The sequence below is a fragment of the Mesorhizobium sp. M6A.T.Cr.TU.017.01.1.1 genome, assembly GCF_004023115.1.
GTDB classification, from domain to species: Bacteria; Pseudomonadota; Alphaproteobacteria; order Rhizobiales; family Rhizobiaceae; genus Mesorhizobium; species Mesorhizobium mediterraneum.
Map to the genome: position 1 here is coordinate 1 of NZ_RZTA01000026.1, position 19,914 is coordinate 19,914.

General features: G+C 64.1%; 16 protein-coding genes and 1 pseudogene. 7 read left to right on the forward strand and 10 right to left on the reverse strand.

The window, feature by feature from the left end; all coding sequences use genetic code 11:
* Positions 1-358 precede the first annotated feature (358 nt).
* From EOB36_RS11045 to EOB36_RS11065, 5 genes and pseudogenes are all read left to right on the forward strand, one after another.
* Positions 359-1,261: an AraC family transcriptional regulator gene (locus tag EOB36_RS11045; protein WP_245330095.1), complete on the forward strand. Its 903-nt coding sequence runs from the start codon at positions 359-361 to the stop codon at positions 1,259-1,261.
* 139 nt (positions 1,262-1,400) lie between these two features.
* Positions 1,401-3,575 (forward strand): TonB-dependent siderophore receptor, encoded by a 2,175-nt coding sequence (locus EOB36_RS11050; protein WP_128284871.1) that lies wholly within the window; start codon positions 1,401-1,403, stop codon positions 3,573-3,575.
* Positions 3,576-3,591: 16 nt separating this feature from the next.
* On the forward strand, positions 3,592-4,476 hold the full coding sequence (locus tag EOB36_RS11055; protein ID WP_128284852.1) for an ABC transporter substrate-binding protein: 885 nt from the start codon (positions 3,592-3,594) through the stop codon (positions 4,474-4,476).
* Between the two features lie 94 nt (positions 4,477-4,570).
* Positions 4,571-6,458: pseudogene (gene fhuB, locus EOB36_RS11060) on the forward strand (Fe(3+)-hydroxamate ABC transporter permease FhuB).
* Positions 6,451-7,551: a siderophore-interacting protein gene (locus EOB36_RS11065; protein ID WP_128284853.1), complete on the forward strand. Its 1,101-nt coding sequence runs from the start codon at positions 6,451-6,453 to the stop codon at positions 7,549-7,551. Before fhuB ends, EOB36_RS11065 begins: the two are co-directional and overlap by 8 nt.
* 18 nt (positions 7,552-7,569) lie before the next feature.
* Here EOB36_RS11065 and doeB read toward each other — a convergent pair whose 3' ends face one another.
* The 10 genes from doeB to EOB36_RS11120 all read right to left on the reverse strand — a co-directional run bounded on the left by doeB (position 7,570) and on the right by EOB36_RS11120 (position 17,690).
* On the reverse strand, positions 7,570-8,571 hold the full coding sequence (doeB, locus tag EOB36_RS11070) for a N(2)-acetyl-L-2,4-diaminobutanoate deacetylase DoeB (RefSeq protein WP_128284854.1): 1,002 nt from the start codon (positions 8,569-8,571) through the stop codon (positions 7,570-7,572).
* 5 nt (positions 8,572-8,576) lie between these two features.
* Positions 8,577-9,755, reverse strand: a complete 1,179-nt coding sequence (gene doeA, locus EOB36_RS11075; protein ID WP_128284855.1) for an ectoine hydrolase DoeA — start codon at positions 9,753-9,755, stop codon at positions 8,577-8,579.
* 38 nt (positions 9,756-9,793) lie between these two features.
* Complete coding sequence (gene eutC, locus EOB36_RS11080; RefSeq protein ID WP_128284856.1) at positions 9,794-10,786, reverse strand: ectoine utilization protein EutC; 993 nt, start codon at positions 10,784-10,786, stop codon at positions 9,794-9,796.
* Between the two features lie 64 nt (positions 10,787-10,850).
* Complete coding sequence (gene eutB / locus EOB36_RS11085) at positions 10,851-11,849, reverse strand: hydroxyectoine utilization dehydratase EutB (RefSeq protein ID WP_128284857.1); 999 nt, start codon at positions 11,847-11,849, stop codon at positions 10,851-10,853.
* Positions 11,850-11,865: 16 nt separating this feature from the next.
* A complete protein-coding gene (gene eutA / locus EOB36_RS11090) occupies positions 11,866-12,639 on the reverse strand; it encodes an ectoine utilization protein EutA (RefSeq protein WP_128284858.1) in 774 nt (257 codons plus the stop codon).
* Positions 12,640-12,862: 223 nt separating this feature from the next.
* Complete coding sequence (gene ehuD, locus EOB36_RS11100; RefSeq protein ID WP_128284859.1) at positions 12,863-13,522, reverse strand: ectoine/hydroxyectoine ABC transporter permease subunit EhuD; 660 nt, start codon at positions 13,520-13,522, stop codon at positions 12,863-12,865.
* 16 nt (positions 13,523-13,538) lie between these two features.
* Positions 13,539-14,198: an ectoine/hydroxyectoine ABC transporter permease subunit EhuC gene (gene ehuC / locus EOB36_RS11105; RefSeq protein WP_126105535.1), complete on the reverse strand. Its 660-nt coding sequence runs from the start codon at positions 14,196-14,198 to the stop codon at positions 13,539-13,541.
* 240 nt (positions 14,199-14,438) lie between these two features.
* Positions 14,439-15,290 (reverse strand): ectoine/hydroxyectoine ABC transporter substrate-binding protein EhuB, encoded by an 852-nt coding sequence (gene ehuB / locus EOB36_RS11110; RefSeq protein ID WP_128284860.1) that lies wholly within the window; start codon positions 15,288-15,290, stop codon positions 14,439-14,441.
* 104 nt (positions 15,291-15,394) lie between these two features.
* Positions 15,395-16,180, reverse strand: a complete 786-nt coding sequence (gene ehuA / locus EOB36_RS11115) for an ectoine/hydroxyectoine ABC transporter ATP-binding protein EhuA (protein WP_128284861.1) — start codon at positions 16,178-16,180, stop codon at positions 15,395-15,397.
* 124 nt (positions 16,181-16,304) lie between these two features.
* Complete coding sequence (locus EOB36_RS11120; protein WP_128284862.1) at positions 16,305-17,690, reverse strand: PLP-dependent aminotransferase family protein; 1,386 nt, start codon at positions 17,688-17,690, stop codon at positions 16,305-16,307.
* A 93-nt stretch (positions 17,691-17,783) separates the two neighbouring features.
* Between EOB36_RS11120 and EOB36_RS11125 the strand changes: the two genes are divergently transcribed.
* A complete protein-coding gene (locus tag EOB36_RS11125; RefSeq protein ID WP_164759216.1) occupies positions 17,784-18,266 on the forward strand; it encodes an Lrp/AsnC family transcriptional regulator in 483 nt (160 codons plus the stop codon).
* 131 nt (positions 18,267-18,397) lie between these two features.
* Entirely contained in the window at positions 18,398-19,891 is a 1,494-nt protein-coding gene (locus EOB36_RS11130) for an NAD-dependent succinate-semialdehyde dehydrogenase (protein ID WP_128284863.1), read from the forward strand.
* Positions 19,892-19,914 lie beyond the last annotated feature (23 nt).

Here is a 19,914-nt window from a genome sequence, read left to right on the forward strand (position 1 = left end):
CATTTGGATTCTTGCGAAGATGGACCCCACCCTAACCCTCCCCACAAGGGGGAGGGAACGCTGCCGCTGCCCTTACTTTCCCTTTGCCGCCGAAAGGCAGGCAATTTGCCGAGGTCAGCGCCAACTGAAGTCTCCCTCCCCCTTGTGGGGAGGGGTTAGGGGTGGGGGTACATCGTAGAGCGAAAGCCTCGGCTTTCCACCTGCGATGACCCTGCCCTTGCGAGGGAGATCGGATGTCGCTTCCGCTTTCGCCAAACCGTGAAGCGATTGCCCGTTGTTGCCTTCCAGTAAAACTTGATAATTTCCATCATGATATATATCAAGGCGAATGGTTCATGGCACTACAGGGAAACGGGAAGTGGCCTTCGCACCACGCATGGAAAGTCGCATCCAAGGTTTTTCCGTCATTGGCGGCCTGAAAGGGCATGTCTGGGACGGCGTCGTCGCCGACCTCTGGGACGTTGCGTGCGGGGAGCAAGCGGGAGGCTATTATGTCTCTCCCGACCCCCGGCTCTTTGTCGCGCTGGATGTGGATGGCGACGGCGCCTTTTTCGTCGAGGGTTCGCAGGGCGAATTGCGCCGTCACGACCGGGCATTTTCGATGGCCTATATACCGGCCGGGGTCCCCATCAGAGGCAGGGTCGAGGGCCTGCACCGCATCAAGCACCTCGATCTGCACTTCGACGAGGCAGCGCTGACGCGCCGTTTCGGCGGCAGCCTGGACCGCGACGCCTTGCATGTGGCGCGGTTTCAGTTTCGCGACGACCGGATCGCCATGCTTGCCGGCCTGATCGCGGCCGAATGCAACAGCGGCCAGCCGATGCACGATCTCTACGGCGAGGGCTTGCTGAACGCATTGTTCGCCGGACTTTTCGAGATCGGCCAACCGGGCCGACAGCGGCGGCGCTCGCCGCTGTCTCGTCGAAAACTGCGCCTGGTCACCGACTACATCGACGCGCATTGCCTGGGCAAGATCCGTCTCGCCGATCTGGCCGCGCTGACCGGCCTGTCGGAAACCGCAACTAGCCACGCGTTCAAGGCGGCTACGGGTATACCGCCGCACCGTTGGCAGATGCAGGCACGGGTTCGAAAAATTCAGACAATGATGGCGCATGAATCCGCCTCACTCGGCGATATCGCGGAAGCAACCGGCTTTTTCGATCAGGCCCATCTGACGCGAGTGTTCAAATCCGTCGTCGGATTGACGCCTGGTGCGTGGATGAAGAGTGCCGGCAGGCGCGGCAAGATTTCCGCAACATGAAATCGCAATATCGGCCTTTTGGGACAAAAACCGACAAACTGCGCAAATCCATCCAATGACCCCGACATAAGCTGAGGTAAACAGTCAGGTATATGCGTTCGAGAACCCTGGGGTTTGCCTTATGAACAGAATCTGCCGGATGAAGCCGCTGTTGGCGGGCGTCGCCCTCGCTTTGATTCCGCCCGTGAGCGCGTTCGCCCAGCAAAACAACACCCAGCTAGAACCCGTGGTGGTCGAGGGCGAGGCCGGCGACAGCGCGACCGGACCGGTCGACGGCGTCGTTGCCAAGGAGACAAAGACCGGGTCCAAGACCGCGACCAAACTCACCGAGATCCCGCAATCCGTCTCGGTGATCGGACGGCAGGAAATCGACGATCAGGGAGCGCAGAAGATCGACGAGTCGCTGCGATATACGGCCGGCGTTTTCACGCAGCCCTTCGGCCCCGACAGCGACACCAACTGGATTTTCATCCGTGGCTTCCAGGCGACGGACACCGGCATCTACATGGATGGCCTGCAGCTGTTCAGCTATGGCTTCGGTGGATTTTACGTCGATTCCTTCGGGATCGAGCGCATCGAAGTGCTGAAAGGTCCGGCCTCGGTGCTCTATGGCGGCAGCAATCCGGGCGGCATCGTGAACTATGTCAGCAAGCGTCCCGACGGCAGGCAGCGCTATGTCGAAACCGGCGTCAACGACGCCGGTAGGGCCTATCTCGGCTTCGACATCGGCGACGTGTCCGGCGACGGCGTGGTCAGCTATCGCGTCAACGGTCGCGTCGCCGGCGGCGACACCTATAGCGATCTGCAGGACGGCTGGCGCGGCTTCATCTCGCCAAGCATCACTTGGCAGCCCGACGAGCAGACCCGGCTGACGGTGCTCGCGAATTTCAGCCACATCGACGAGAACCACAATGGCGGCAACTTCCTGCCTTATGACGGAACGGTGGTGGATCACATAGTCGGCGGCGTCAACTACGGACGCATCGATCCCGACGCCAACTTCACAGAACCGTCCATCGATCTCTACAAGCGCGAACAGGGCTCGATCGGCTACGAGTTCGAGCACACGTTAGACAATGACTGGACGGTGCGCTCGAACGCTCGCTTCGGCGCAGCGAGCATCGATGAAGTGAGCGTCTATCCAAACGGCTGGTCGACCATCGGAGGGCCTACTGACTTGGCCCGCATAAATTTCGACCATGACACCGACGTCGTAACCTTCCTTATGGACAACCAGATCGAGGGCAAAGTCGAAACCGGCCCGATCGAACATACGATTCTCGTCGGTGTGGACTTCAAATATTACAACATCGACCAGGTGCAGTCGTCTGGCCTCTTCGATCTAAACTATGACAATCCCATAGATGCGTTCGACCCGATCTATGGCTCGCCACTGACGCCTCGCGTCAGCTACCTCAACCAGGACCTGACGCAAAAGCAGCTCGGCCTCTATGCACAGGACCAGCTTCGCTTCGGCGATGGCTGGCTGGTGACGCTGAATGGCCGCTACGATCGCGGCTGGCTCGAAGCTGACAACCGTCCGACCTACTATTCGGAGACCTTCGGCCTTCCCGTCATCGACCAGAGCAGCACCGTTGGCGATTTCTCCGGCCGCGCTGGTCTCGCCTATGAGTTCGACAACGGCATCACTCCTTATGCCAGCATCGCCACCTTCTTTAATCCGATCATCGGAACCGACGCGAATGGCGACCTGTTCAAGCCGGAAGAGGGCGTGCAGTATGAGGTGGGCGTCAAGTATGAACCGACCTTCATCGATGGCCTGTTCACCCTGTCGGTCTTCGACCTCACACGCCAGAACGTGGCCATCGCCAGCGACACCGATCCTTTTGCCCAGGTCCAGGCCGACGAGCTGCGCTCTCGCGGTGTGGAGCTCGAAGGCAAGGTGAACGTCACCGAGGATCTCAGGGTGACTGCGGCGCTAACCGCCTATGATATCGACTTCACCAAGAGCGACGACCCAGACCTGATCGGCAAGACGCCTTTCATCGTGCCCGAAGTCATGGTCTCGGCGTCGGTTGACTACACCTTCCGCGGCGATTGGTATGACGGCATCTCGATCGGCGCCGGTGTACGCCATCTCGGCTCCTCATGGGCTGACAACGAGAACACGGCGAAGGTGCCGGCCGTCACGCTGGCCGACCTGAAGCTCGGCTACGAGAAGGAGAACTGGGGCGTCGACCTCAACATCACCAATCTCTTTGACAAGACATATGTGGCAAGCTGCCAGACGACTCTGACCTGTGCCTATGGCGAAGGCCGGTCGTTCAAGCTGAAGGCCCACACGACTTGGTAGTCATGTGCTGTAGCCGATGGCGATAATCCCCTTTCCCAGCAGACGACGGGTGCTAGCGCTTGGCCTGGCGGCCATGCTATCGCCGATCGTCAGCCGGGCTGCGCCGCTGCGCGTAGCCGCGATCGACTGGGGCATGCTGGAGACCTTGATCGCGCTTGGCATCGAGCCGGTCGCGGCGACCGAACTCATCCAGTTCCGCAAGCTGGCGGTGGAACCCGAAGTGCCGCCGTCCGTGACCGATCTCGGACTGCGAGGCACGCCCAATTACGAGCTGCTGCGCATCGTCGCGCCGGATCTCATCGCCATCTCCAGTTTCTACGAATACCAGCGCCCGATGCTCGAGCGCATCGCGCCAGTCCTTGCGCAAACGGTCTATGAACCTGGCGTGCCGCCCTACCCGCTCGCCGAAGCGGCGACGCTGGCGCTTGGCGAAAAGCTCGGGCGACAGACCGAAGCGAAACGCTACGTCGACGAGACATCAGGCGAAATCGCTCGACGGCGCGCCACGCTGCCGCCCGCCTCCGGGCGGCCGGTCTTCGTCATCAGCCTTGGCGATTCACGCCATTTCCGTGCCTTTGGCCGGGATTCGATGTTCGGCGACGTGCTGCTGCGTCTCGGCATTAAGAATGCCTGGGCCGACGAGACGAGCTACAGCGCCGCTGCTCCGGTCGGGCTGGAGGCACTGGCGCGCGTTCCCCACGCGTCGATCCTCGTCGTCTCGCCGCTGCCGGCGGATGTCGGCCACTCGCTTCCCGAAAATGCGCTGTGGAGCGCCCTGCCGGCGGTCCGCGAGGGCCGTGTCGCCCTGCTCGAGCCCGTCAATCACTTCGGCGGCCTGCCCTCGGCGCGCCGCTTCGCACGCCTCGCCACGGCGGCACTTGCCGGGCAGATCCATGGCTGAGCGCACGCTCATGACTGACCGCACGCTGCCGCCGATCGCCTTGTGGGGCGCTTTGGCGGCGGCGGCTGCCCTTTTGTTCACCTGGCGGGTCAACATGCAATGGCCGGCCACGACGCCGGCCGACGGTAACCTCGATCGCATCATCCTGTTCTACAGCACGCTGCCGCGTGCGGTGGTGGCGGTGCTGGCCGGCGCCGTCCTTGGCCTGTCCGGGCTTCTGCTGCAGCGTGTGCTGCGCAACCCTCTGGCCGAGCCGTCGACGCTCGGCATCTCGTCGGGTGCGCAACTGGCAATGACGGCCGCCTCCGTCTATGCGCCGTTTCTGATGGAGCGGTCGCAAGGCACGGTCGCCTTTGCCGGCGGCACTGCTGCGGTGCTGCTGGTGCTGTCGCTGACCTGGCGGCGCGGGCTTGAGCCTGTCTCCGTCGTGCTTGCCGGCATGATGGTGGCGCTCACCGCAAGCGCCATCAGCGCCGCCCTGATCCTCGCCAATGGCGACTATCTGTTCTCGCTGTTCATCTGGGGCGGCGGATCGCTGGTCCAGCAGGATTGGGGCCCGACCATCGCCCTGTCGACCAGGCTTGCGGTCGGCGCCGGCGCCGCCCTGCTGCTGCTCAGGCCGCTGACGATCCTTGGCCTTGACGACGCTTCTGCGCGCAGTCTCGGCATCGCCCGCCACACCAGCCGCTTCCTCGTCATTGCGCTTGCCGTGTGGATGGCGACCACGGTGGTCGCCGAGGTCGGCGTCATCGGTTTTGTCGGCCTTGCAGCACCGGCGCTCGCCACGCTTTCAGGCGCGCGTTCGCTAGGGCAAAAGCTGCTGGCCGCGCCCTTGATCGGCGCCATCCTGCTGTGGCTGACGGATGGGCTGGTGCAGCTGGCGGCAGGCGCCGGCGGCGAACGCATTCCAACCGGCGCGGGCGCCGCGCTTCTGGGCGGCCCGGTTCTGCTTTGGCTGCTGCCGAGGCTGCGCCTGCTCGAATGGCCGAACCTCGGCACATCAGGCACGTCCCCGCGCAAGGCCGGCCATCCCCGCCTCGTCATCCTGCTGCTGCTTCTGCTGACCCTTGTCGCGGCGGTGGTGGCGCTTGTCCTCGGGCGCGGTCCAGCGGGCTGGTCGATCGCCAGTGGCGACATGCTGGCCGATCTCGCCGCCTGGCGCGCGCCGCGGATCGGCGTGGCGGCAGCCGCCGGCGCCATGCTTGCGGCGGCCGGCGTCGTCATCCAGCGGATCACCGGCAATCCATTGGCAAGCCCCGAGGTGCTGGGTGTCGGCACCGGTGCCGGTGCCGGCCTGACCGCGGTGTTGATGGTCAGCGCCACGGCGGCGCCCGGTTGGCAGCTCGCCGGCTCCGTTTTCGGCTCGCTGGCGGTGCTGATCGCCATGCTGGCAATCGCCGCACGGGCGAAGTTCGGCTCCGAGCGGCTGCTGCTTGCCGGCATCGCCATGAGCGCGCTGTGCAGCGCCGTCATCACCGCGACGATCGCGATGGGAAATTCGCAATCCTATGTCCTGCTGCGCTGGCTCAGCGGCTCGACCAGCCAGGCGACCGGCGCCGATGCCTGGGGCCTTGGCGTGTCTGATGCTGTTGACGCTGCCGCTGTTTCTCGCCGCCCGCTGGCTCGATATCTTGCCGCTCGGCGAAAATACCGCGCGCGGGCTCGGCCTGCCGATCGCGGGCGGACGACTGACGCTGATCGTGCTCGCAGCAATCCTGACCGCGCTTGCCGCAATGTTCGTCGGGCCGCTGAGCTTCGTCGGTCTCATCGCGCCGCACCTTGCGCGGCTGATCGGCTTTGCCCGCGCCCGTCTTCACCTCGCCGGCGCGGTCCTGGTCGGGGCGTTGCTGATGATCGTGTCGGACTGGCTGTCGCGCATGGTGGCTTTTCCATACGAACTGCCCGTCGGCCTGTTCGCCTCGCTGCTTGGCGGACCTTATCTCGTCCATCTGTTCGCAAAAGGAGTGCCGCGCCATGGTTGAAATGCCGAGGAACCTCAAGGCATCCGCCGAAATCGTGCTGTCTTGTCCGCAAGACATCATGAAGCAGCTTTGCGCGCATTTTGCCGATCATGGCGATGTCGCCGTCGACGGCGCCTGCAGCCGCATCGACACCGCCTTCGGTTCAGCCAGCATGGAAGCCTGCCAACGCTGCCTGAAGGTTTTTGCCGAAGGCAAGGACGAGACATCCCTGGCCTATGTGAAGCTCTCCATCGCCGAGCACCTGCTGCATTTCGCGGCGGCGGAGAGCCCCAGCATCATCTGGCAGGGCGACGGGGCGGCAGGGCAACCGCTACCCTATTTCCGCGAGATGCGCGTCGTGCGAACCGCCGATGTGACACCGCATATGCGACGGCTGACCCTGGCCGGAAGCGACCTTGGACGCTTCGCAACGGGCGGGCTTCATGTCCGTCTGCTGCTTCCCAAGGATGGCGCAGTACCCGCCTGGCCGGTCACCGGCGTGGACGGCCGTCCGGTATGGCCGGAAGCGGAACGGCGGCCGGATGTGCGCGTCTACACGATCCGCCGCATCGACGTCGAAAAGGGAGAGGTCGATATCGACTTCGTATTGCATGATGGCGATGGCATGCCCGGCGCGCGTTTCGCGGCCAATGCACGGATCGGCGATATCGTCGGGATGACCGGCCCGGGCGGCGGCGACGTGCCCACAGCCGACTGGTGCCTGCTTGCCGGCGACGAGACCGCCCTGCCCGCGATCGGCCGCATCGTGGAGGCGCTGCCGGGGGGCGTGCACGCCGTCGTTCGCATCGAAGTCGCTGATGGCGACGAGGAGCAGAAGCTGGTTTCCCAGGCCACACTGGACATAAAATGGCTGCACAGGAATGGCGTGGCCCCAGGCAAATCCGCTTTGCTTCAGGATGCGGTCCGGAACGTGCCTTGGCCCGAAGATGGGCGCAGCGTCTTCGCCTGGGTCGGCTGCGAGCACAAGAGCTTCCGCGCCATCCGGTCCTACCTCAGGCAGGACCGGAAGCTGCCGCGCGACGCGCACCTCGTCGTCGCCTATTGGCGTTGCGGCTTCGAAGGCGATACCGCGCGGCAGAACGACCAAACCTGAGTTTGGCTGGCTCTGCCGTCAGTCAACGAGCACGGCGACCACTGCGGTGCAGTCGCCCGCCTTGACCAGTCCGGGGAAATGCCGCGCGGCCAGAAGGCCGGACATTGTTGCCCTGATCTCCTGAGGTGCGGCACCGGTGCGACCGATGGAATGGATGCGCGCCAGGACTTGGCCGTCTTCGACGGGCTCGCCGAGATCGATCATCGTTTCGATCATCCCGTCGTCCTCGGCGAACGAGAAGCAATCGCCTGACGGCATGTCCAGCCAGCGGGTCGGCTGCATCTCGACCGCACCGGCGACAATGCCGGCATGGCGTAGCACATTGAGCACGCCGCGACGAGCGATCCGCACCGTTTCCGCGCGAGAAGTCCCACCGCCGCCAAGCTCGGTGGTGATGAACAGCTTGCCCATTTCTTCGGCCGCAGTGTCGAACATGCCGACCGCGTCGATCTCCAGCATCTTCATCGACCACGGTGCCGAGAACGCCTCGACCGCGGCGAAGCCCTTCGCCTCCAGCACCTTGTCGGGCCGGATATGGGCGGCGCAGAACGGCACGAAGTCGAGTGTCTTGCCGCCGGAATGGAAGTCGAGCGCGATGTCTGTGCGCGGCAAGAGTTCGCGCTGGAAGTAGTCGGCGATCTTCTCGGTCACCGTGCCGTCTGGCCGGCCTGGAAAGCTTCGGTTCAGATTGCCCTTGTCGATCGGCGAGGTGCGGGTGCCGGCGCGGAACGCCGGATAGTTCATCGCCGGCACGATGATGACCGTGCCGCTGACGTGCTTCGGATCGAGCGTGCGGGCGAGATCGTAGAGCGCCAGCGGCCCCTCATATTCGTCGCCATGATTGCCGCCGGTGAGCAGTGCGGTCGGCCCGTTGCCGTTGCGGATCACGCAAATCGGGATCATCACCGATCCCCAGGCCGAATCGTCGCGGCTGTAGGGCAGGCGCAGGAAACCGTGCTGCACGCCGTCGCGGTCGAAATCGACGGTCGGCGTGATCGGTGACGGGCGAAGCTGGGACATCGGGCTCAATTCTTCACCACCAGCTTGCGCGGCACATTGGCAAGGCACTCGACCCCTGTCTCGGTGATCAGGATGGATTCGGTGATCTCGAGCCCCATCGTCTCCAGCCACAGGCCAGTCATGAAATGGAAAGTCATGCCGGGCTTCAGCGCGGTGCGATCGCCAGGGCGCAGGCTCATCGTGCGTTCGCCCCAGTCCGGTGGATAGGAAAGCCCGATCGGATAGCCGGTGCGGTTATCCTTGACGATGCCGTATCTCTTCAGCACGGCGAAGAAGGCATTGGCGATGTCTTCGCATGTGTTGCCGGGCTTTGCCGCGGCAAGCCCAGCCTCCATGCCTTCCAGCGTCGCCTTTTCGGCATCGAGGAATTCCTGCGTGGGTTTACCAAGGAACACAGTCCGCGAAAGCGGACAATGGTAGCGGTTGTAGCAGCCGGCGATCTCGAAGAAGGTGCCCTCGCCCGACTTCATCGGCTTGTCGTCCCAGGTCAGATGCGGCGCCGACGCATCGGCGCCCGACGGCAGCAGCGGCACGATCGCCGGATAGTCGCCGCCGATACCGTCGACGCCGCGCGTGCCGGCATCATAGATCTCCGCGACCAGATCGCATTTGCGCATGCCGACTTCGATCTTGTCGACGATGCGCAGGTGCATCGCTTCCACGATGCGGGCGGCCTTGCGCATATAGTCGATCTCGGTCGGGCTCTTCACCGCGCGCTGCCAGTTGACCAGTGCCGTGGCGTCGACGAAGCGGGCATTGGGCAGATGCTTCTGCAACGAAGCAAAGGCGGCCGCCGAGAACCAGTAATTGTCCATCTCGACGCCGATGCTGAGCTTGCCCCAGCCGCGATCGGTCAGCACCTGCGAGAGAAAATCCATCGGGTGGCGTTCGGTCGACTGCACATAGTGGTCGGCATAGCCGACGATGTTGTCGTGGGCGAGATAGGCGGTGCGCTTGGCGCCGTTGGCGTCCTGGCCGCGCCCGTACCACACCGGTTCGCCCGACGGCGGCACGATGACGGCCTGGTGCACATAGAACGACCAGCCGTCATAGCCGGTCAGCCACGCCATGTTGGATGGATCGCTGACAACAAGCAGATCGACGCCCTTGGCCTCCATGGCCTTCCGTGTCTTGGCCAGGCGCTCCGCATATTCGCCGCGCGAGAACTTGAGATTAGGCTGCATTGTTCTTGGTCCTCGTTTGTTGGGCCTTGCGGCCAGCATCAGCTTTCGAAAATCGTACCGGTGTTGCCTGCTCGGGCACGGTCGCGGGCGAGCGTGGCTATCGCCGTGTCCTGCACGCCGGTGCCGGTGAGGTCGGCGATGGTGATGTCGCTGGCCGAGCGCCGGCCATGTCTTTCGCCGGCGATGATCTGGCCAAGCTCGGTAATCTCGGCATCGGCTGCCATGACACCTGTCGCGATGGCATGATGCAGTTCGCCCAGCAGCCGCGTCTGTTTCGCGCTGTCGGCGACGTAGAGATCGGCCATGCGCAGGATCGCCGGAGCGATCTCGTTCTTGTGCTCGGCATCCGAGCCCATAGCTGTGATGTGCTGGCCGGCGGAGATGAAGCCGGCCTTGATCAGCGGTTCGGTCGATGGCGTCGTGGTGACGATGATGTCGGCGCCAGCCGCCGCCTTTGCCGCGTCGGGCTCGGCATTCACTACAATGCCCAGCTTTTCGCGCAATGCATCCGCCGCGGTCTCGGCCTTGGCGGCGTCCCTGGCCCAGATGCGGGCCTCGGCGATCGGCCGCACCAGCATAAGCGCCTCGAGCTGCAGCCCGGCCTGGATACCGGCGCCGAAGATCGCGGCAATCGAGGAGTCCGGCCGCGAAAGGTGTTTCGCCGCGACCGCTCCAGCCGCCGCCGTGCGGACGTCGGTCAGATAGCCATTGTCGAGCAGCAGGGCCTCGACCAGTCCTGTTTTTGACGACAGCAGCACCATCATGCCGTTGACGCTGGGCAGGCCGAGCTTCGGATTGTCGAAGAAGCCGGGACTGATCTTGATCGCAAAACCGTCGATCCCAGGCACATAGGCAGTCTTGACGTCGACCTCGCCGCGATGCTCGGGAATGTCGAGCCGCAGGATCTGCGGCATAGCCACCGGCAAGGTGGCAAGCGCGCGGAAGGCGTTCTCGACGCAGGCGACGGCATCGAGATCGAGCTTAACAATCGCGCGCAATTCGGCTTCGGTGAGTATCGTCATCCGGCTCATGCGGCGTGCTCCTCAATTGCAAAGGATAGCGATCCTTGGGAAGAAACTCGACGTGAAAGAACTTTCATCCCGAGTGCTCCTTGAATGAGGCGTGTTCGCCGCAAACGACTTTCCTGTGCTGCGTCATATCGATGTTGCGGCCCGACAGAATGAGCACCGTGGGGCCGCTCGCCCTGACCTTGCCGGCAAGCACGGCGGCGATGCAGACCGCGCCGGCGCCTTCGACGATCTCGCGCTCCTGTTCATAGGCATGGCGGATGCCGGCGGCGATCTCGTCCTCGCTGAGCAGGATCACATCGTCGAGCAGGTCGCGGCACATCGAAAAGGTCAGCCGGTTGTCGAGGCCGATGCCGCCGCCGAGCGAATCCGCCAGCGTCGGCAGTTCCTCGACCAAAACTGGATGTCCGGCATCAAGGCTTGCCTTCATCGCCGCACCCCGCGCCATCGAAACGCCGATGACCTTCGTGCTCGGGCTTACACCCTTCACGGCAGCGGCGACACCCGCCGCCAGCCCACCGCCTGACAGCGGCACCAGCACCAAAGCGGCATCCGCAACCTGCTCGATAATCTCGAGCCCAAGCGTCCCTTGTCCGGCGATGATATCAGGATGATCGAAGGGCGGCAGCATGACCAGTCCCTCTTCCGCGACCAATCGGTCGACCTCTTGCTGCGCATCGTCCTGACTGTTGCCGACGATGCGGATATCGGCGCCGAGCCGCCGGATTTCGTCGAGCTTATTCTGCGGCACCAGCCGCGACATGCAGATCGTCGCGCGCATGCCTTCGAGCTTCGCCGCATGAGCCAGCGCCCGGCCGTGATTGCCGGTCGAGGCGGCGACCGAGCCACGCGCCTTCTCCTCGGTGTTCAGCGACGCGATGGCGTTCGAGGCACCACGCAGCTTAAAGCTGCCGGTGGTCTGCCGATGTTCGAGCTTGAGATAAACAGGCGCGCCCAAGTGCCCGGAAAGACTCGGGGAAAGCACGGTCGGCGTGCGCTCAACCTTGCCTGCGATGCGCTCGCGCGCGGCGCGGATATCGGAGAGGGTGACGTCGTTCGCGGCCATGGCCTTTGCTCCGCGGTCAATTCAACGGCAGCGTCATCAGACGGCCGAATTCGGCGCGCGGCTCGTCGTCGCCGCAAAGCCGCAGGCAGTTCCAGGCCGTTGCCTGGTTGCTGGTGACGACCGGACGGCCGATCGCCTCTTCCATGCCGATCACAGCAAGTGCAGCCCGCAGCGCCGTGCAGGAGACGAACAGCGCGTCCGCCTGCGCATCGGTCGCCTCGCGCGCCAGATCGACCAGCGATGCCGGCGCAATCCGTGCCATCTCGCGGTCGTCCTCGAAGCCGAGGCAGGTGAAGCTGGCGATATCGAAACCGTGCGCCGCGAAATAGTCCGCCATCGGCCGGCTGGTCTCGACCGTGTAGGGGGTGAGGATGCTGATCGTCCTGGCGTCTAACGCCTTCAAGCCGCGCACGCCTGCCATCGGCGGTGTGACCACGGGCACGCCGGGCTTGGCTGCCTGCACCGCCGCCTCGATCTCGGCATCGCCGATGACCACCGAGGCCGACGTGCAGGAATAGCAGATCGCGTCGAGCGGCTCGTCGGGCAGGATCAGCGCCGCGCCCGCCGTCAGCGACGGCTGCATCTTGCGCAAATTCTCCGGCGTCGTCGGATTGGCGTAGGGGATGCGCGCGACATAGACGCCTACCCGGTCGCTTGCCACCATGCGGCGAAAATCCGGCTCGGTCGTATGGTCGGTGGCAAGGATGATCAGGCCGACGCGCTTTTCCAGCGGACGCGCGTCGAGCGCCGGCCGTGTCGAGTGCAAGCGGATGTCGACAGGAGCGGTCACCACGCGCTCCTTGCCAACGGTTTGCACTCTACGGCGCCCCCCTCTGTCCTGCCAGACATCTCCCCCACACGGGGGGAGATCGGCAGCTTCGCTGACAGCGCCTGTTCATCAACGTTGGAGATTGGCGAAAGCAACGGTGACAGCCAATCTCCCCCCAAGTGGGGGAGATGTCCGGCAGGACAGAGGGGGGCGCCGTAGAGCAGGGGCATTGCAGGAACCACTGTCATGTTTCGATCCGCCCGTAGCGGCGTTCCAGCCAGCGCAGCAGCACGACCGAGAATAGGCTGATGACGAGGAAGAAAGCGCCGACCAAGGTCATCGGCTCGACGTAGCGGTAATAGGTGTTGGCGACGCTCTTGGCCTGGTTCATCAGTTCCAGCACGGTGATCGCCGAAAGCAGCGGCGTCTCCTTGAACATGGCGATGAAGTAGTTGGCAAGCGCCGGGATCATCGGCGGAATAGCCTGCGGCATGATGATGTGGGTCCAGGTCTGCCTGGCGTTCAGATTGCAGGCCTTGGCGGCTTCCCACTGGCCGCGCGGCACATTCTCGATGCCGGCGCGATAGACTTCGGCCGTGTAGGTGCCGTAGTGCAGGCCGAGGCCGATGACGCCCGCCACCAGCGGCGGCAGCAGGATACCGATATCCGGCAGCACGTAGAAGATGAAATAGAGCTGCACCAGCAGCGGCGTGCCGCGGATGAATTCGGCGAGGAAGCCGACGGTGCGCGACAAGGTCTTGTTCGGCGAGCGCCGCGCCAGCGCGATGGCCAGCCCCACGATCGCGGCCAGAACCGAGCCGAGCAGCGTCGCCAGGATGGTGATCTTCACGCCCTGGATCAGCGTCGGCATGATCTCCCAGACGAAATTCCAATCCCACTCCATTATGAGGCCCGATCCATCAGACGCGCACCCCGTCGAGGCCGCGCGCCATACGGCGTTCGAGCGAACGCACGCCCCAGGAAATGATCAGCGCAAGGACGAAATAGATGATGAGGATGGTGGTGAACGGCACCAGCGTGTTGCCGGTCTGCGAGCGCACCACTTGCGCCTGGAAGGTCAGGTCGGTGAGCGAGATCAGCGAAACGACGGCGGTGGCCTTGAGCAATTCGATGGCGTTGTTGCCGAAGGTCGGCAGCATGACCAGCAGCGCCTGCGGCAGGATGACATGGCGCATGGCTTGCCAGCGGCCGAGATTGAGCGCGGTGCAGGCCTCGTACTGTTCGCGGCCGATCGACTGGATGGCGCCGCGCACCACCTCCGCCGCATAGGCGCCGACATTGAGGCCAAGCGCCAGCACGCCGGCCTGCAGCGGCGTCAGCGAAATGCCGATGAAGGGCAGCACGAAATAGGCCCAGAACAGCTGCACGAAAATCGACGTGCCGCGGAAGAATTCGATATAGGCGGTGGCCAGCGCCCGAATGGCGAAAAAACGCGACAGCCGTCCCAACCCGGCGAGAAAGGCCATGATCAAGGCAAGCACCGAGCCCATCAGCGTCAGCTCGATGGTGATCAGCGCTCCCTGCAATATCAGGCCGAAATAGCCGGACCATTGGGTCATGAAGTCAAGAGTTTCCAACGTTTACAGTTGTGCGAGGCGGTAGTCTTGGCCCCTTCTCCCCGTTCACGGGGAGAAGATGCCGGCAGGCAGATGAGGGGCAGGGCCAGCTTCGTAAAACTTTGTGCTGTCCCTCATCCGGCCTTGTTTGTGCATGTCGTTATCCCAAAACCGCTGCGCACTTTTGGGCGACATGCATTAGGACCACCTTCTCCCCGTGAACGGCGAGAAGGAAAAAGGCGCCTACTTTGCCGAGCAGAGCTTGTCGCGGCTCGTCGACATCGCCGCCGCCGCCGAGAAGCCGTAAGGCTCGATGATCTTGGCGAACTCGCCGGACTGCTTCAGCTTGGCCAGCTCGACGTCATAGGCGTCGCGCAGCGCCTCATCGCCCTTCTTGAACGCCGCGCCGTCGCAATAGACCGGCGCGCCGACCACCGGAGCGACGACTTCGAGGTTCGGATCGTTGGCCTTCTTGACCAGATCGTTGATCGACAGCACGGGCAGCGAATAGGCATCGATACGGCCGTCCTGCAGCATCTTCAGGCCGCTCTGGCCATCCGGCACGACGATGACGCGGTCACGCGGCACGCCGGCGGTGAGCGCCAGCTTCTCCTCGGTGCCGCCGCCCGGCGCCCCGATCGTCGCGGTGGCATCCTTGGCGACATCCTCGTAGCTCTTGAAGCCCTTCGGATTGCCCTTCTTCACCAGCATCGCCTCGGCGTCGCACAACACCGGCTCCGAATAGACGACCGCTGCGCAACGCTCCGGCTTCATGAACAGGCCGGCGGTGACGACGTCGAAACGGCCTGCCTGCAGGCCGGGGATCATGGCGCCATATTCCGAGATCGAGGCGACGATGTCGTTGACGCCGAGGCGCTTGAAGATCTCGCGCGCCACATCGGGCGCCGCGCCCGAAACCTTGCCGTCGGCCGCAACCGCCGTATAGGGCGGCTCGTTGGCGATGGCGACGCGGGCGAAGCCCTGTGCCTTGAGCTCTTCGAGCTTGCCGTCGTCGGCCGATCCCGCGGTCGAGGCGGCCAGAATCGCGGTCAGTGCAACACCGGCCGCGCCGGCCAGAATGCCAAGTTTCTTCATTGTTCCCAACTCCTTGTGTCTCTTCTTGGTTTGGTCGTTCTCGGTTTGGTTACGGGACGGCTTCGCCGCCGTTGAGGACGGCGTTGCCGCCTCTGGCATGGCGGTCAGACGCGATGTCCGGCCGCGATGATCTTCTTCAGGAAGCCTTGCGTGCGCTCCTGCTTGGGATTGCGGAAAATCTCGTCGGGCTTGCCTTCTTCGACAATCTTGCCGCGGTCAAAGAACAGAACCCGGTCGGCGAAATCATGGGCAAAACCCATTTCGTGGGTGACGAGCAGCATGGTCATGTCGGTCTCGGAGCAGAGTCGCCATAAGACGTTCAGCACCTCCTCGACCAGTTCCGGATCGAGCGCCGATGTCACTTCGTCGAACAGCATGATCCTTGGCTGCAGCGCCAGCGCGCGGGCGATCGCCACGCGCTGTTTCTGCCCACCGGAGAGCTGCGCCGGCATCGCTTTGGCTTTGTCGGCCATGCCGACCATGTCGAGCAGTTCCATCGCCCGCTTTTCGGCGGCGGCGCGCGGCATGCCCTTGGTCAAGATCGGCGCCAGCGTGACGTTGTCGATGACGCTCTTGTGCGGAAACAGGTTGAACAGCTGGAAGACCATGCCGATCTTCTGGCGCATTCTTGCCAGATGCCGTTCGTCGGCGGCCAGCAACTGGCCGTTGCGCTCCATGTGGTAAAGCTGCTCACCGTCGATCTGGATGTGGCCGCTGTCGATCCTCTCCAGCGTCATCAGGATGCGCAGGATCGTCGTCTTGCCCGAGCCGGATGGGCCGATCAGCGCCAGCTTCTCGCGCGGCATGACCTGCATCGACAGGCCGTCCAGCACCTTGAAGGTGCCGAAGCTTTTCGAAATGCCGTCGATCGTGATGATGGGCGCGGACAATGAATTTCCCCGTGCTGGAGAACCTGGTGCCTTCAACGATGCGGAACGCGCCAAATCATGTCAATCAGGAAAATAATATCATGACAATGTTTCTGGCTCCGCACAATTTCGCGGCAATGTCTGCCTAGATCGCCAGCAGAAGATGCTCCGGATCGCCGAGCAGAAGTTTGGTGACAACGCTCAAGCCGGCGCGCAGTTCCCCCTCGGTGGTCGAGCCCAGCGAGATCCGCACTGCCGGCTGCCATGGCTCCTGCGAAATGCGGAAGGATGTGCCTGGCGCGATCGCCACGCCCTGCAAACGGGCCTGTGAGACGAAACTCTCCTCGGCGCGGTCGCCGGGCAGCTGCAGCCACAGATGCAATCCGTCGCGATGGACACGGTAGTCGACCCCGGCAAGCACTTCGGCGGCGATCTCCTGCCGCCGCCGCAGCGCCGAACGTTGCCAGCGGACGAGCTCCATCGCCGTGCCGTCGGCGACCCATTTTGTGGCGATCTCCGCCACCAGTGGCGTCGCCATCCAGTTGGAGACGAGATGCCGGTTGGCGACGGCGGCTACATAGCGGTCGGGCGCCGCGAGATAGCCGATGCTCAGGCCCGGTACCACGATCTTGGTGAAGGAGGTGACGTAGAGCGTGCGCTCGGGCGCGAAGGCGGCGACCGGCGGCGGACGGCCCTCGACCAGGGGGCCGAGCACGTCGTTCTCGATGATGGCGATGTCGTGCTTGCGCGCAACCGCGGCGATCTGCTCGCGCCGCGCGGCGTCCATAAGCGTCGCGGTCGGGTTGATCACCGAGGGCTGCACGAATACGGCGCGGATATCGGACAACCGGCAAGCCTCGTCGAGCGCCTCCGGGATCACGCCATTGTCGTCGATCGGCAGTCCTTCGAGGTTGAAGCCGAGATAGCGCGCCAGCGGGATCAGCGTGTGATGGCCGATCGCCTCGGTGGCGACGGTCGAACCCGGCGGCGCCACGCTCATCAGCGCCACCGTCATGCCGGCCGTGGCGCCGTTGGTCAGGCTGACATTCTGCGCGGACACATCGAGACCGCAGAGCCGCAGCCAGTCGACCGCGACGGCGCGGTGGCGCGGAAACACCATGTTCGGCCGGAACGACAGCGCCGAGCTAGACGGCAGGTTCTCGGCGAGCCAGCCCAGCGCCTGCTTTAGCCGCTCCAGATGCATCGGCTCGCACACCGGCTTCAGGATGGAGAGATCGATGACCTCGCCGAGGCGCTCCGGCAGGTATGGCGGCTCCGGCTCGCGGCGCTGTGTCTGCACGAAGCTGCCGCGGCCGATCTCGCCGGAAACCAGGCCCCGGCGGATCAGTTCCTCATAGGCGCGACTGACCGTCTGCACCGAAAGCTTCAGGTCGTCGGCCAGCCGGCGATGCGTCGGCAGCCGCGCGCCGTTGGCCAGCCGCCCGTCATGGATCGCACGCGCAAACTGGTCGGCGAGCGATTGATAGGCCGGCCGCCGGATGAGCGCGGGATCTGGACGCCACAATGTCATGACTTATTAGAGATCGAAATCAGTGCAATTGACAATCGAAATAATGCGCCGTCATGGTGTCGGGCAAGAAAAAAGCAGACGCTCATGGCCGCATTGAAACTCGATCAGATCGACCTCAAAATCCTCGACGCGGTTCAGCGCGACGGGCGCATCACCAAGCTGGCGCTGGCCGACAAGGTTGGCCTGTCGCCGACGCCGTGCTGGATGCGGCTGCGCAAGCTGGAAAAGGCCGGCATCGTCTCCGGCTATCACGCCAAGGTTGCGATGCGCGCCGTCGCGCCGGTCGCAACCGTGCTGATGGAGGTGACGCTGGCCAGCCACCGACAAGCCGATTTCGACCGCTTCGAGCGCGTCATCCGCGATGTTCCCGAAATCGTTGCCTGCTGGTCGGTGGGCGGCGGCGTCGACTATCTGCTGAAAGTGATGGCGCGCGACATCGACGCCTATCAGCGGCTCGTAGACGCGCTGCTCGAACGCGAGATCGGCATCGATCGCTATTTCACCTACATCGTCACCAAGACGGTGAAGGAGGAGATTTCCTTGCCGGTGGCGGATCTGCTGCCGGTGTCGTCGTAACGCTAGAGAGATCGTCTACCCGGGCGATGCAATAGAGACAATCTCTCTACGCAACGGCGTTGAAACAGTCTCTCTGTCTGCACCGCGCGCATAGTCTCTCCACATCGCCTCGACATCGGGAGACCTCGAACATGTCCGCGCATTTTGCCCGCCCACACCGCCATGATGCACTCGACCGCCTCGCCGACCGCCGGCTGCTGCGCGAGCTCGCCTATGTCGACGGCCATTGGACGGCGAGTGAGGCCGCCGAGAGCTTCGAGGTGACCGATCCTGCCACAAGCGCCACCGTTGCCTGGGTTGCCGCGCTCGATAGCAGGCAGACGAGCAAGGCGATCGACGCGGCATCGCGCGCCTTTCCCGCCTGGCGCGGACTTTTGCCGCAGGAGCGCTCGAAAATCCTACGAAAATGGTTCGACCTGATCATCGCCGCCAAGGATGATCTGGCGCTCCTGATGACGCTCGAACAAGGCAAGCCGCTTAAGGAGTCGCTTGGCGAGATCGACTATGCCGCCTCTTTCGTCGAGTGGTATGCCGAGGAGGCAAAACGTCTCAACGCCGAAAGCGTCACCAGCCATTTGCCAAATGCCGAGATGATGGTGCGGCGCGAACCGCTCGGTGTCGTCGGCGTCGTCACACCGTGGAATTTTCCCGCGGCCATGCTGACCCGCAAGGCGGCCGCCGCCCTTGCCGCCGGCTGCACCATCGTCGCGCACCCCTCGTCTGAAACGCCGCTATCGGCACTGGCGCTGGCCGAGCTCGGCGAACGCGCCGGCCTGCCGGCAGGCGTCTTCAACGTTCTCACCGGCAAGGCTTCGACCATCGTTGGGCGGATGTGCGAAGACGCTCGCGTGCGGGCCATGAGCTTCACCGGCTCGACCGAGATCGGCAGGCTGATCGCCGCGCAAAGTGCGCCGACGATGAAGCGGCTGGTGATGGAGCTTGGCGGCCATGCGCCGCTGATCGTCTTTGCCGACGCCGATCTCGACAAGGCTGTGACCATCGCCGTCGACGCCAAATTCGCCACGTCCGGCCAGGATTGCCTCGCCGCCAACCGCATCTATGTCCAGCGCCCGATCTACGATCGTTTCTGCGCCGCCTTCGCCAGGCGCATCGACGCGTTGCGGACAGGCAATGGCCTGGCCGATGACACCGACATCGGGCCTTTGATGCACGAGCGCGGCGTCAAGAAGGTCGAGGAGCAGGTCGCCGATGCGCTCGCCCATGGCGCACGCTGCCTCACCGGCGGCAAACGCGATTCTGCAGGACCGCTGTTCTACCAGCCGACCCTGCTGGCCGATGTCACCGACGACGCGCTGATCATGCGCGAGGAAACTTTTGGTCCGGTCGCCGCGGTGACGCCCTTCGACAGCGAAGAGGAAGTCGTCGCCCGCGCCAACGCCACCGAGTACGGCCTCGTCGCCTATGTCGTCACCGAGAACGGCGGCCGCCAGTTGCGCATGGGCCGCGCGCTCGACTACGGCATGGTCGCCATCAACCGGGTCAAGATCACCGGCGCGCCGATCCCGTTCGGCGGCGTCAAACAGTCCGGCATCGGCCGCGAGGGCTCGCGCCATGGGCTCGAAGCCTTTACCGATCTCAAATACCTCTGCCTGGATGTGGCCTAGGCCGCGCCCCACACTTTTCCTTA